Genomic DNA, 13,978 nt, shown 5'->3' on the forward strand with positions numbered 1-13,978 from the left:
ACTCATCTAAACCATGCAAGCTATAATCACTCAGACTTAGATTTATGGGAACATTCCCAATCACGATTATTATAATGCCCGTATGAATGATAAATTAAAATGGGAACAATCCCATTAATTGAAAGAGATCACACTCTAATTTTAATCTAAGCCGTTCAATTTCGCTTAATTGAGTGGATTATAGAATAGGAGATTGCGTATGATGAGAGATCTCTGAATTGCCTAAAAGCTGATAGATCAATAGATTAGCAGCCAACTTACCTGCAGATTGGTAACCAGGATCAATGCTAAATACTCGTGGGAATAAGAAAGAGAGAAGATCATTACCACCAACGCCAGTGACGACCACATCTTCACGTTGTAGTTCTTGCAGACGCTTGATTACACCAAGAGCCAGCGTATCACTGGCACAAACGATCGCTTGAGTCGCGGGAGTTAACACCTCATCCACCAGCTGATAAGCACTTTCGTGATGAAGTTGACCAGTACGATAGTTTGCCACTGAACCTGTGTTTTCACACCAATCGAGATAAGCCTTAAGACGCAGTTCACCGGTTGATTTATCACTAGGATCAACCCCGATAAAACCAACGTCAGAGATCCCTTGATCCGATAAATGCACCAACGCACTATTGATCACCTGTTGGTTATCATAGTTAATCGACGTCACGTTCTCGGTATCCAGAGCAATCACCACCGCTTTGTGTTCCCAAGCTTCGATTGCCGGAATATCGCAGTCAGTAAAACCAAATACAATAATGCCATCAACGTTACGACGCTTTAGAACTTGCAGGTGCTCATTGGCTTTATCTCTATCAAGTTGGCTTTCCATGATCACGACATCGTAATCCGCTCGATACAACTCGGCCAGCATCGTACTTACCGCTTTGTTTTCAGAAGGAGAGTCCAGACGAGAAATGATTACGCCGATGACTTTTTGGCTGCCACCGCGCATCGATTGCGCAGACTTTGAAGGCGTGTACCCAGATTCTTGAATTACTCTTTCTACCCTTTCACGGGTTTCAGGTTTCACTTTTGGATCATTGGTCAGAACGCGTGATACGGTTGACTTACCAACACCGGACAGCTTTGCAATATCAAGAATAGTGAGTTTTTTGCTCATAAAAAGTCTAACGTTAAAGGGAAGAGAAGAAAAAGTGAGGGTAGATTCCCTCACTTAACTGTTTGTAAATACTAGCAGTTCTTACTATGACTTACTTTTGGCAATTTCGATAGACTACGCGACCAAGTTCTAGACGCGCATTGTCACCTTTCGTGCGCAAAGTGATGCTGTTAATCATCTCTGAAGTGCCATCATCTAAGATGTATTTGGTTCCTGAGCCCGCTGGAACTTGAGTCAGGCGGTATTCATTATCAGGCAAGCGTAGTACCGCTTTTTCATTATCAAGGTAAGACACATCAAACGAGACGTCAGACTCACATTGATAAGTCGCGAATTGATCATTCGATGTTGCGCTATCAGTCTCAGGGGCTGCTGATTTAGAGCACCCAACCAATGCTACTGTACATAGAGATGCTACCAACATAGCTTTCATACTTCGTTCCTCATCTTTATATAGTCAACGACACTTAGCCTATTCACAGGTTCGAACAAACCTAATGTAAGTGCCTAATGATAGGTCCATACCTTAGTGATAAATAAAACGTTTAGCCTTTTAAGAAAGCGGGTACGTCTTTAATGCTATCAAGTACCACGCTAGCCAACGCTTCACCTTTTTCAGTGATGGGTTTACCCGTTCTTACCAAGACTTTAGTACCAACACCTGCTGCTTCTGCAGCCATCATGTCTTCCGCTTTATCGCCGATCATGACCGAGTTAGCCATATCAATCTTCAGAAAGTCACGAGCAGAAATGAACATGCCTGGCTTTGGCTTACGACATTCACAATCTTGCTTGTAGTCACCAATACCGTGCTCAGCGTGGTGAGGACAGTAATAAATGCCATCGAGCTCGACACCATTATCAACAAAGTTCCAATCCATCCACTGCGTTAAAGAAAGAAAACGGTCTTCACTAAACATGCCGCGAGCAATACCAGATTGGTTGGTCACTAGCACCAATAAATAACCCATATCTTTAAACGCTTTCGCCGCTTCAAACACACCATCGATGTATTCAAAGTCATGCTCATCATGTACGTAGCCGTGATCAACGTTAATCACTCCATCACGATCTAAAAAAACAGCAGGTTTAGACAAAATTTTGTTCTCTATCAACTCTCTATTAATCATTAATTATTACACGCTTTATTTGCTTCATCACTATCTATTTAGTTTTGCGTTCGTTAACGATTTGTTTCTAGCTTAGCCATACAATCGACGTTTAGCCGTCTAGACGTAAAAATATCTATTGACTTAGATCATAGAACACCATAGCATCGTCTGTAAATCGAGCGAGCTATCGACATATTATTCTGTTCTACCTGCACGGGTTTCTCTATGATTAAAGTGAATCAAGTCAATAAGGTTTTTTATCAAGGCACTAAAGAAATCAATGCCTTAATTGATATCAACCTCCACATTCCTCAAGGTCAAATCTTTGGAGTCATCGGCTCTTCAGGTGCAGGCAAGAGTACCCTAATCCGCTGTGTAAATATGTTGGAAGCCCCGACTTCGGGTGAAGTGATTGTTGATGGTATCGACCTAACAAAACTCAGCAAATCAGAACTTAGCGAAGCGCGCCGTAACATCGGCATGATATTCCAGCACTTCAACCTGCTGTCTTCTCGTACTGTATTTAACAATGTAGCACTGCCTCTAGAACTTGCTGGTAAAGATAAAGCGATTATTGAAGCGAAAGTCAGCGAGTTACTTGAACTGGTTGGCCTTGCTGATAAGCGTGACACCTACCCGGCAAACCTAAGTGGTGGTCAAAAGCAGCGTGTGGCGATTGCTCGCGCACTGGCCTCTGACCCGAAAGTACTGCTATGTGATGAAGCCACCAGCGCATTGGATCCAGCAACAACTCAATCTATCCTTGAGCTGCTGCGTGAAATCAACCGCAAGCTGAACATCACTATCCTGCTTATTACACACGAGATGGATGTGGTTAAAAGCATTTGTCACGAGGTTGCGATCATTGGCGGCGGTGAATTGGTAGAGAAAGGTACAGTCGGTGACATCTTTGCTCATCCGAAGACAGAGCTAGCGCATCAGTTTATTCGCTCAACGTTGGATCTGACGATCCCTGAAGATTACCAAGCACGTTTGCAAGAGACTCGCGTAAACAGCAGCTACCCGCTGGTGCGTCTTGAGTTTACTGGTGCAACGGTTGATGCTCCGCTAATGACGCAAATCGCACGTAAATTCAATATCGATGTCAGCATCTTAAGTTCTGACCTTGATTACGCCGGTGGCGTGAAGTTCGGCATGATGGTCGCTGAACTGTTCGGTAATGAAGCAGATGATAATGCTGCTATCCAATTCCTACGCGACAACAATGTAAAAGTAGAGGTGCTTGGTTATGTCCTTTAGTTTCAACGAGATTGCTGACTGGATCAGCCTTAACGGTAACCTTCTATTAGGCGCAACAGGCGAAACGCTTTACATGGTTGCTGTTGCAGGCATTGTTGGCTTCGCGGTCGGTATTCCACTAGGCGTGATTCTGCATACGACTAAAAAAGGTGGCCTGTTAGAGAACACCAAAGTAAACAAGATTCTAGGTGCGATTGTGAACGTGGGTCGTTCAGTACCTTTCTTAGTTTTGATGGTTGCGATTATTCCACTGACTAAGATGCTGATTGGTACCTTCATCGGTACAACAGCAGCGATTGTTCCACTGACGATTGGCGCTATCCCATTCGTGGCTCGACTTATCGAAAGTGCACTACTTGAAGTACCAACAGGTCTAGTGGAAGCGGCCCAATCAATGGGCGCAACACCAACACAAATCATCAATAAGGTTCTGCTTCCAGAAGCACTACCGACTATCATCAACTCAGTAACGATTACGCTAGTGACTCTGGTGAGCTACTCAGCAATGGCCGGTACTGTAGGCGGAGGTGGCCTAGGTGATGTCGCGATTCGTTACGGATTCCACCGCTACGATGTGACCATCATGGCTGTGACAGTAGTGATGTTGATTGTGCTGGTACAAATTATTCAATCAATCGGTGATTCATTAGTTCGCCGTGTTGACCACAGATAAAGACTCACACATAAAGAGTAGAGTCGTCTGAACCTAATTAAATAGATTTATTAAAAGGAGATTATTATGAAATTTAACCTTAAAGGTTTACTAACTATCGCAGCAGCAGCTTCAGCGCTAGTTCTAGCAGGTTGTGGCGATAAAGAAGTGGATACTTCTAAAGTAAAAGTTGGCGTAATGGCAGGTGCAGAAGCGCAAGTTGCTGAAGTGGCAGCTAAAGTAGCGAAAGAGAAATACGGCCTAGACGTTGAACTGGTTACTTTCACGGATTACGTAACACCAAACGCAGCTCTAGATGATGGTTCTATCGACATCAACGCATTCCAACACGCACCGTACCTAGATCAGCAAGTGGCTGACCGTGGCTACAAGCTAACTATCGCTGGTAACACGTTTGTTTACCCAATTGCGGGTTACTCTAAAGAAGTGAAATCGGTAGACGAAATCCAAGACGGTGCTCGTATTGCTGTACCAAACGACCCTACAAACCTAGGTCGCTCTCTACTTCTTCTTGAGCAACAAGGTCTTCTTGAACTTCGTGAAGGCGCAGGTCTTCTAGCTACAGTTCGCGACATCGTGGGTAACCCTAAGAACCTAACGATTGTTGAACTAGACGCAGCTCAACTGCCACGTTCTCTTGATGATGTTGCTCTATCTATCATCAACACAACTTACGCGAGCTCTATCAACCTGACTCCACAAAAAGATGGCGTATTCGTTGAAGACAAAGATTCTCCTTACGTAAACCTAATCGTTTCTCGTGAAGACAACCTAAACGCTGAAAACGTACAAAACTTCGTTAAAGCTTACCAAACTGAAGAAGTGTACAACGCAGCTTCTGACATCTTCCAAGGTGGCGTCGTTAAAGGTTGGTAATCAACTAAACGACAGCACTGTATAGATACCCGAAGGGGCTGACATAACGTCAGCCCCTTTTTTAATGATAAAGATTTGCTAGAAAGTAAAGCATCTCAGATTTAAGCGAAACAAAGTCGATTACTTCAGGTGATCCCAAGAGATATTTGACACCAATCGGCAGTCATCACACTTGAAATAGAAAATATCGTGGATAGGCGCATCTAGCAGCCATTCACCACCACATTGCGGGCATTTGCGCTCTTTTTCATCTTTCAGGCTGATCCCACCGACACGGTATAAGTAGTAGTAGGTTGGAACCTTAGTCAGATACTCAATGCGCCCTCTTAGACCCCAACCGCGTTTAAACAGCACACTCTTCGTGTCACTGATCTCGGTTAGCGTTGCATGTTCCGCGCGACAACCACCACCCATTTGTACTTCATCACAGGCTTGCCATTCGGTCTGCCATTTCAACACGGCTTTATGGTCGCCATTGAAGGTAGGTGGATTGCGATACAAAGGGATTGGTAGCAAGCTATCGCCACTACGCAGCGGTGAACAGGTGTGCACGAATGTCGTGTATAACACCTGCCAGCTTGGTGTTTCATCTTCTGCCACTTCTTCTGAGTTCAGATCTCGACCTAGCAAACGCATTTTAGGCGCTAGTAGGCTCGCGTTAGACAAGCGATCAAAACACACTTTCACAAAGTCTGAGTGATTCCGCGGGTGCAAGCTATCTTGCTCCGGGCACACAACGCGAACATAGAATTCCCCATCGCCCATCACGATTGGGAACTCACGACCTAACACTTGTCCGTTATAACGAAGTGCATCCATTAAGCCATTAACCGCCTTGTCGACAGCGCTTACCGTTGTGTTATCAAAACACTCAAATTGAAGTTCTAGTACGTACATCTATTTATACCGCTGGTTGTAGCTTTTCTAAAAATTCTGCCAATGTCTCGGCGAGCACATCACGATTTTTGGTACCTAAGCGCTCCAAAATCACGTTACCCGTTAGGTTACAGATAGAGATAACATCCAGCTCAGCATCGGTCGCGGCAATGAAAACCGTTGGTTTTAGCTTCAAGCGACGCTGAGTTACTAGGTGACCCAAAATGTTTTCTTGTAGGCATTCGAAGTCTTCATCACTCCAAATCTGTAACAGAGTCAATTCGTTACCATCGAAAGTTGCGTTCATATCTGCGCTGAATTGTGCGCCGTAGAAAGTTTTGATGTCTTCATGCAGAGTCAACTCAATACCGGTTTCAACGTTGGTGAAATCCGCGAATTGCTCACGTGGATAGTGCTTCCACAACACGGCATCGCCACTCTTTTCTTCTACGCATGGCGATACGATGTCCACCAACTCCTCATTACGAGGTAAGCTTTGGTGTTTCTGCTTCCACGCGTCAACGTATCGCTGACTAAAAGAAAGTAGTGCGTCTTGAGCACGTTGAGTCATGAAAATCTCCTAAACACAAAATAATAAATAGAATCCGAGCCCTTTCCGCGCCGATTAAGCGATGACTTAATGACAGGGTAAGGGGGATTCAGTAAAATCGACCCCATTCTAATCGAATTTGAAACGAAAGTATGAGCAAATATTCTGACGCAAAAGAGCTAGCGGGTTTAACCCTTGGCCAAAAAACTGAGTACTCTAACCAATACGATGCAAGTTTATTGCAGCCAGTACCTCGTAGCCTTAATCGCGATGATCTTGCGCTAAACGGCGAGCTGCCTTTTGTTGGTCATGATATTTGGACGATGTACGAGCTTTCGTGGCTAAACACCAATGGTCTACCACAAGTAGCGGTGGGCGAAGTTTTCATCCCAGCCACCAGCCAAAATTTAATTGAATCAAAATCTTTCAAGCTGTACCTAAACAGCTATAACCAGACTCAATTTGAAAACTGGGATCAAGTAACCGAGCGCCTGACCCAAGATTTGTCTGCATGTGCAGGCGAACCTGTGATTGTGAATGTAAACTCAGTAACCGACTACACGAACCAACCTATCGTGACGATGGAGGGTGACTGTATCGACAACCAAGATATCCAAATCACTAGCTATGATTTTGAAGCGTCGCTGCTTGAAGGCGCTGCTGGCGAACAAGACGTTGAAGAAACACTGCACAGCCACCTATTGAAGTCGAACTGTTTGATCACCAATCAACCGGATTGGGGCAGCGTTGAGATCGCATATTCTGGTAAGCAAATTGACCGTGAAGCTCTGCTACGCTATTTAGTTTCTTTCCGTGAGCACAATGAATTCCACGAACAATGTGTTGAGCGTATCTTCACTGACATCATGAAATACTGTGCACCTTCGAAGCTAACTGTGTTCGCACGTTACACACGTCGTGGTGGTCTGGATATCAACCCATACCGTTCAACAGAGCAAGATAGACCAAGCCACAATAAGCGTATGGCTCGCCAATAATCAGGCGAGAACCACCCACACTTATTTGAACCTACCAAATCTTTAAAGGGACATTGAAATGCGTTGGTTATACGTTGTTAGTCTATTTATTTTAAGCTTAAGCACATCGGTCAATGCGTCGGTTTATTCGTCGGCGCTACTCAATGAAGCCAATAATTTGGTTGAGATCGATCCGAGCCAAGCAAAACAAATGGCCAACAGCTACCTAACGCTGCGTGTCCTTTCTGATCAACGCGAGAAAAGCCCTTCAGCTATTTCTCGCGAAGAGACAGACTCCTCGATTCGAACACCAAACAGCAGTATCGATGCGTATAAGATCTTAGCCAAAGCGGAATACAACCTTGGCAATATGCGTATTGCGATTCAGCACATCGACAAAGCCTCCGAGCTAGCGCAAACCTATAAGCTTGATTACCTAAAAATAGATCTTCAGATCCTAAAAGTTCGCTTACTTTGGCTGAGTGATAGAAAATCAGCCAAAGCAAAATCAGAGCTCACTAACATTGAAACAAATCTAGAGTCGGTGAATAAAACCTTACGCTTAACGGAAGGCATTACCTATCGCTTGATCATGTTGAAAGCCGACATCGCCTCTTACGACAACAAGATCGATGAAGCCGAAAAGTTCTATCAAGAAGCCAAAACCTATCTCGATCAACGTTACTCTGAAAAAGTCACCATCGACTACCATATCTCCGTCGGCGAGTTTTATCTGACTCACAAAGAGTACAACCACGCGTTATCCGAGTTGTTGTATGGCTACTGGAAATCAGTAGAGGGCAATCTAAGTTCACGTTTGGCCAAGGTCAACCGCCTACTTGCGCAGCTTTTCTTTGAGCGCCAAGTGTTGGATAAAGCGTTAGAACACCTATCTCAAGCCGCTGATTTCTATGACAACTTTGAAAACTCGCCTGTCTTAGCACAAGTGCTTAAGAAAATGGGGGATGTGTACTTCTATCAAGGGAAATATAACCTTGCCTTGGTACACTTCTTCAACGTTCTTGATCACGAAAGCACTGACCGAGATATCCACCAAGTCATTGATATCCGACTAAGTCTATCGGCGACCTACTTACGCCTTTATAACTACCCTCTAGCAGAACAGTACCTAACCCGTGCCCTTGAGCTGCTGGAATATACCGACATTCCAAAGCTGGAAGGCCGTGCTGCACTGTTATCTGCAGGGTTAGCGTATCACCTACAAGAAAGCGAAGACGTGATAAAGCATGCGACACGTGCACTTGAGATCTCACGCCAGATAGAGAACATGCGCCTTTCACAACGCTCGTACTACTTACTTTCTTTGGGTTATGAACAGGCAGGTCGTCCACAGCAAGCATTGGCAAACCTCAAGCAATACAACAGCCTTGTCTCTCTAGAGCAGCAAAAACTCAACCGTGTTGGCGAAGACGCGTTCCGTCAACAGAAAGAATTTGCCGAACAAACCCTGCACTACGCAGGCCAAGCGCAAGAGCTAGAAAAGTACAAACTAGAGCATCGCAAGTTCCAGAAAATATCGTTCGCCCTATTCTTGTTCAGTATTATCTTGTTCTTCTTTGTGCTTCGCCGTGGCTACCTCATTCAAACCTTAGCCAAAGAAGTCGACTCACTACGAACAGACCTGTTTACGCACTCACGATCTAAGCTCCCGAACCTCAGAATGCTGAATGCCAAGCTGTCCAATTCGCTAGAACAAACCAGCCAGACCTTCGAACAGTGGCAACTTGGCGAATTGATTCATGAGCCACTCAACGACCGCTTACGCTTCGTGATGATTGATTTACCGTTCTTACGCAATATGTACACGCAGAACGGTTACAAAGCCGGTCTAGAACTGGAAGACGCTTTCGGTGAATTCCTAAAATCTAAGCTTGAAGGCCCAGCTCGTGTCTACCACTTCTCGGATGCGAACCTGCTTTATATCGAGCCAAACGCGGACCGTGATTTGTCGCCTGAGGACATGTTCAGAAAGATTCAGTCTTGGGTGAATGACTTCGAAACAGAGCGAAACATCAACCGAACGGTCCGTATGGGCATCGCTGACTACCCATTCTTGCCACGCGCTTACACCGCAATTAACGATCAAGAGCTGCTCGACGTATTGTTGATGTCGACCAATCTCGCCCGTGAGATCAGTCTCAAAGAGCGCAGTAGCCAATGGGTCTATCTAAAAGCTATCGATAATGCACCAGCAGCGAGCCTTGCAACTGGTAACATAAGAGAAGCGTGTAAACATGCGATTAATCAAGGGTTAATAAAAATACAATCCTCGTACCAGAATGAGGACAACATCAAAAAAATGCTAAAAGATGACTGATTTGCGAGCGGTTAAGAGCAGCAAGTCGTGACCTTATTTTTAGTTTTGTTATTATCGATGTAACGGAATTTCATCAAAATGATCGAGATCGGTCTACGCGGCGCTAATAAATACATCTATGGGCATTCTTGAAAAAGACATTCAGGCGCAACTCCACCAGCTGAAATCTCAGTTGGAGCAGGTCCGTTTGACGCAAAGAGACACCTCATTCAAGTTTATTAGAGAACAGAAAGTTCTAAAGCGTATCGTCACGTCTTTAAGTGATGCATGTGTTGGTAGTAACAGCCATTTAGATGAAAACCTCATTGCCCTTAGGGAAGAGCTAGAAAAGCAAAAAGACATTAGCTCAATGATCCCAAAACTGGCAGTATTAGAAAGGATGCTTAAGCAGAAAACGTTGGCTATGGATAAACAGAACGGGTATCTGGACGATAGCATTAAGCACAGTGGGGAAACGCTGCAGCGCATAACTGGCCTTCCAGCACAGCTCAAACGCGACCTACGAAACTTACTTAGCTTCTCCGAATGCAATGGCAGTCAGAAAGTCGACCACGCCATGAAACTTCTCGGTATTTATGAGCGTGCCATAAAGATTATGGCGAATAACTCACGCACCCATTTTGCTGACGCTGCGCACTCTCCGGAACAAGAGCTCCTTTCCGACCTATCAAACGAACTACAACATCTGATCACTGAACTCGACTTCGAGGGTGAATCGGGTGATCTGCTTACCGATATTCGAGCGAAGCTGCTGCTTGGTGTTTCCACACAAAACCTACTTGAGCTAACACTTCAGATCCTCAAACTGGTTATTGAAGGCACCAACCTAGAACGTAAGAAGTCTGAACAATTCATCGATCAGCTTAATTCTTCTTTAGCGTCCAGCATCAAAACGGCAGACCAAAATGCCGACCAGAGCCAGAGCTACTTTGAGCACCGACAAGGTCTAAACTCTGAGTTAAATGAACTAGTCACTAGAAGCCAAAGCTCGGTAGATAAAGCGAAAGATATTGATAGTTTAAAGCTGTCGATTAATCCGCTACTCAGTGAAATCGCCTCTCTTTCGGAAAGGCTGAACCACGCAGAGCAAAAAGAACAAGCTCTGATAGAGAGAATGAGTTACGGAAAGACTCAGTTAGATTCACTCTATGAAGTGACGCAAGATTACCGTAAGCGCTTGGAAGATCAGGCTCAGCGTATGCTGCTTGATCCTCTAACCAAGGTTTACAATCGCACTGCCTTTACTGATCGCTTAGAGCTTGAGTATCGCCGCTGGATCCGCGCGCAACACTCGCTACGCGTAGTACTGCTCGACATCGACAACTTCAAAGCAATTAACGATAGCTTTGGTTACACCGCGGGCGACAAAGCACTCAAGATCATCGCAAGAACTATTACCAAAGAAGCAGGCACCACCGATACTGTGGCACGTTTTTCAGGTGAAGAGTTTGTGTTATTGCTGCCAGAGCAAACCGATGAATATTGCCATCAGGTGATTCAGAACATTCAAACTCAAGTAAGTCGCCTGCCCTTTAAATTCCGTGACCAGCAAATCACGATCACTTTATGCGCGGCAAGTACTCAGTTTAAAGAGTCAGATACACCTGAAGAAGTGCTAGAGCGACTCAATAAGACTCTAAATAAAGCAAAACAACGCGGTACCAACCAACTTGTTTGGCACTAGGCCAGCCCTAGATTTAATTTATTTCATTTTTTCAAATACTTATCACATACCATTTCCCTCAATGTTTGCTAAGCTAATGATTAACATTCGCTTAACAAGCATTCATGGCAAGCAACGCTGTCGTATCCGTTTCGTCTGGTTAACTCTCTCCTACCTTTAACCAAACACTTTCAACGTTTGCTTCTCACTCTCGAGCCAGAGGGTCACTTCAACGTCCCCTGCTCTTTTCAACAAGGAGGCACTATGATCACTCATATCAGCCCTGCCGGTAGCATGGATTTACTCTCTCAACTTGAGGTTGAGCGTCTTAAGAAAACCGCGTCTAGTGATCTGTACCAACTGTATCGCAACTGTACGTTAGCGGTCCTGAACTCGGGTAGCCATACCGACAACTCCAAAGAGTTGCTCGACAAATATCTGTCGTTCGATGTCGAAGTCGTTCGCCGTGAGCGTGGTATTAAGCTCGAACTAAGCAACCCACCAGAGCATGCCTTTGTCGATGGTGAAATCATCAAGGGTATTCAAGAGCACCTATTTTCAGTGCTGCGTGACATTGTTTACGTCAACATGCACTTAGCCGATAACCAAAGGCTCAACCTGACTAATGCCACTCACATTACTAACCTTGTGTTTGGTATCTTGAGAAATGCAGGTGCGTTGACGCCAGGCATCGAGCCTAACCTGATTGTATGTTGGGGTGGTCACTCTATTAATGCCAGCGAATACCAATACACTCGTGAAGTCGGTAATGAGCTCGGCCTCCGTGAACTGAATATCTGTACCGGTTGTGGACCGGGTGCAATGGAAGGCCCAATGAAAGGGGCTGCCATTGGTCACGCGAAGCAGCGTTACACCGATCATCGTTATCTTGGGCTTACCGAGCCTTCGATCATTGCGGCTGAGCCACCAAACCCAATCGTGAACGAACTGGTGATCATGCCAGATATTGAGAAGCGTCTTGAGGCTTTTGTTCGTATGGCGCATGGCATCATCATTTTCCCAGGCGGCCCCGGCACGGCGGAAGAGCTGCTGTACATCTTAGGGATCATGATGCACCCGAATAACGCCGAACAACCAATGCCGATTGTGTTAACGGGCTCGAAAGAGAGTGAGGCTTACTTCCGCTCAATCGATAAGTTCATTGGGGAAACTCTAGGGCCTGATGCGCAGAAACATTACGAGATCGTGATTGATGACCCAGCACGCGCTGCGAAAATCATGAAACAAGCGATGCCAGATGTGCGTTCTCACCGTAAAGAGACCGGTGATGCCTACAGCTACAACTGGTCACTGCATATTGAGCCTGAGTTCCAACTGCCATTCGACCCAACACACGAATCTATGGCGGCGCTTGATCTTCATATGGACCAAAAAACAGAAAGCCTAGCCGCTAATTTACGTAAAGCGTTCTCAGGCATTGTGGCTGGTAACGTCAAAGCAGAGGGTATTCTGGAGATCGAGAAGCACGGCCCATTCCTAATTGATGGCGACAAAGAGCTAATGACCAAGATGGACCAACTGCTGAATGACTTTGTTGAGCAACATCGAATGAAGTTACCGGGAGGGACCGACTACGTGCCTTGCTATAAAATCGCCTCACGTGATTAAGGCGTTTACGTTACCAACGTTTCAACTCACCAAGTGATACGTTACTATAAGGGGCTAGCAGCCCCTTTTTTATTGCCTATTTAGTGGAAACTTATGTCTATCCATCTTGTTATTATCGATGCCTTAAACCTCATCCGACGCGTGCACTCTGTTCAGCCGGATCCAACCGATATAGCAAGAACCATTACCACCACAATTCGCACTCTCAATAAGATTCTGAATGAATCAAAGCCCACCCACATCATCGCAGTATTTGATCACCATTTACAAGACCGTGGCTGGCGCGCAGATGTGCTTCCTGCTTATAAGCAGAATCGTAAACCCATGCCAGAACCATTGATGAAAGGCCTTGATGCTATTCAACAAGCTTGGTGGGAGTTAGGCATTGATTCACTGCTGTCTGATGGCGATGAAGCGGATGATCTCGTCGCAACACTGGCAAAGAAAGTGGCTGACCACGGAGAAACCGTCACCATCGTCTCGACGGATAAGGGCTACTGCCAACTGTTGTCACCAACGCTTCAGATCCGAGATTACTTCCAGCACCGCTGGTTAGATAAACCCTTTATCGAAGCTGAGTTTGGCGTTAAACCTGAACAACTGGCGGATTACTGGGGATTAACGGGCGTAAGCTCAAGCCAAGTACCGGGCATCCCAGGTATCGGGCCAAAAGCAGCCAAAGAGATATTGACCACTTACCCAGATATCGAAGCGGCCTATCAAGCAGAAGATCTGCCGAAAAAATATCGTAAGAAGTTCGACGAACACATCGAATCCGCTCGTGTATGTAAGCAAGTATCGGCACTCAAAACCGATATTGATTTAGGGTTCAACCTGCAAGATATTCGTTACGAAGCAAACGCTTAAGTCGCTGTGACTCGATAATATTGATACAAAAAAT

The 13,978-nt window shown here is 45.2% G+C and carries 13 protein-coding genes; 8 read left to right on the forward strand and 5 right to left on the reverse strand.

The features are described from left to right. Positions 1 to 178: 178 nt before the first annotated feature. From treR to gmhB, 3 genes are all read right to left on the reverse strand, one after another. Complete coding sequence (treR, locus tag A6D97_RS06035; RefSeq protein ID WP_065584005.1) at positions 179 to 1,123, reverse strand: trehalose operon repressor TreR; 945 nt, start codon at positions 1,121 to 1,123, stop codon at positions 179 to 181. Between the two features lie 91 nt (positions 1,124 to 1,214). Next, positions 1,215 to 1,556, reverse strand: coding sequence for an MliC family protein (locus A6D97_RS06040; protein ID WP_017060761.1), 342 nt, complete (start codon positions 1,554 to 1,556; stop codon positions 1,215 to 1,217). A 112-nt stretch (positions 1,557 to 1,668) separates the two neighbouring features. Beyond that, the gene (gmhB, locus tag A6D97_RS06045; protein ID WP_017060762.1) at positions 1,669 to 2,253 is read right to left on the reverse strand and encodes a D-glycero-beta-D-manno-heptose 1,7-bisphosphate 7-phosphatase; all 585 of its coding nucleotides are present in this window, start codon (positions 2,251 to 2,253) and stop codon (positions 1,669 to 1,671) included. A 207-nt stretch (positions 2,254 to 2,460) separates the two neighbouring features. Between gmhB and metN the strand changes: the two genes are divergently transcribed. The 3 genes from metN (at position 2,461) to A6D97_RS06060 (ending at position 5,044) form a co-directional block, all read left to right on the forward strand. Continuing rightward, a complete protein-coding gene (gene metN, locus A6D97_RS06050) occupies positions 2,461 to 3,495 on the forward strand; it encodes a methionine ABC transporter ATP-binding protein MetN (RefSeq protein ID WP_017060763.1) in 1,035 nt (344 codons plus the stop codon). Then, the gene (locus tag A6D97_RS06055; RefSeq protein ID WP_017060764.1) at positions 3,485 to 4,168 is read left to right on the forward strand and encodes a methionine ABC transporter permease; all 684 of its coding nucleotides are present in this window, start codon (positions 3,485 to 3,487) and stop codon (positions 4,166 to 4,168) included. Before metN ends, A6D97_RS06055 begins: the two co-directional genes overlap by 11 nt. Positions 4,169 to 4,234: 66 nt before the next feature. Then, positions 4,235 to 5,044 (forward strand): MetQ/NlpA family lipoprotein, encoded by an 810-nt coding sequence (locus A6D97_RS06060; RefSeq protein ID WP_017060765.1) that lies wholly within the window; start codon positions 4,235 to 4,237, stop codon positions 5,042 to 5,044. 120 nt (positions 5,045 to 5,164) lie between these two features. On the opposite strand, the gene A6D97_RS06065 is transcribed toward A6D97_RS06060, so the two are convergent. Together A6D97_RS06065 and syd are read right to left on the reverse strand one after the other, a co-directional pair. Beyond that, a complete protein-coding gene (locus A6D97_RS06065; RefSeq protein WP_017060766.1) occupies positions 5,165 to 5,941 on the reverse strand; it encodes a Zn-ribbon-containing protein in 777 nt (258 codons plus the stop codon). Between the two features lie 4 nt (positions 5,942 to 5,945). Then, positions 5,946 to 6,491, reverse strand: coding sequence for a SecY-interacting protein (gene syd / locus A6D97_RS06070; protein ID WP_017063346.1), 546 nt, complete (start codon positions 6,489 to 6,491; stop codon positions 5,946 to 5,948). Positions 6,492 to 6,622: 131 nt separating this feature from the next. Between syd and queF the strand changes: the two genes are divergently transcribed. The 5 genes from queF (at position 6,623) to xni (ending at position 13,944) form a co-directional block, all read left to right on the forward strand. Continuing rightward, positions 6,623 to 7,468, forward strand: a complete 846-nt coding sequence (queF, locus tag A6D97_RS06075) for an NADPH-dependent 7-cyano-7-deazaguanine reductase QueF (RefSeq protein WP_065584006.1) — start codon at positions 6,623 to 6,625, stop codon at positions 7,466 to 7,468. Between the two features lie 58 nt (positions 7,469 to 7,526). Further along, a complete protein-coding gene (locus A6D97_RS06080) occupies positions 7,527 to 9,785 on the forward strand; it encodes a tetratricopeptide repeat protein (protein WP_065584007.1) in 2,259 nt (752 codons plus the stop codon). 118 nt (positions 9,786 to 9,903) lie between these two features. Further along, positions 9,904 to 11,469 (forward strand): GGDEF domain-containing protein, encoded by a 1,566-nt coding sequence (locus A6D97_RS06085; RefSeq protein WP_017069497.1) that lies wholly within the window; start codon positions 9,904 to 9,906, stop codon positions 11,467 to 11,469. A 243-nt stretch (positions 11,470 to 11,712) separates the two neighbouring features. Then, entirely contained in the window at positions 11,713 to 13,077 is a 1,365-nt protein-coding gene (ppnN, locus tag A6D97_RS06090; RefSeq protein WP_017060771.1) for a nucleotide 5'-monophosphate nucleosidase PpnN, read from the forward strand. 93 nt (positions 13,078 to 13,170) lie between these two features. Next, positions 13,171 to 13,944, forward strand: coding sequence for a flap endonuclease Xni (xni, locus tag A6D97_RS06095; protein ID WP_017069498.1), 774 nt, complete (start codon positions 13,171 to 13,173; stop codon positions 13,942 to 13,944). Positions 13,945 to 13,978 lie beyond the last annotated feature (34 nt).

This window comes from Vibrio sp. ZF57, from assembly GCF_001691235.1.
GTDB classification, from domain to species: domain Bacteria; phylum Pseudomonadota; class Gammaproteobacteria; order Enterobacterales; family Vibrionaceae; genus Vibrio; species Vibrio crassostreae_C.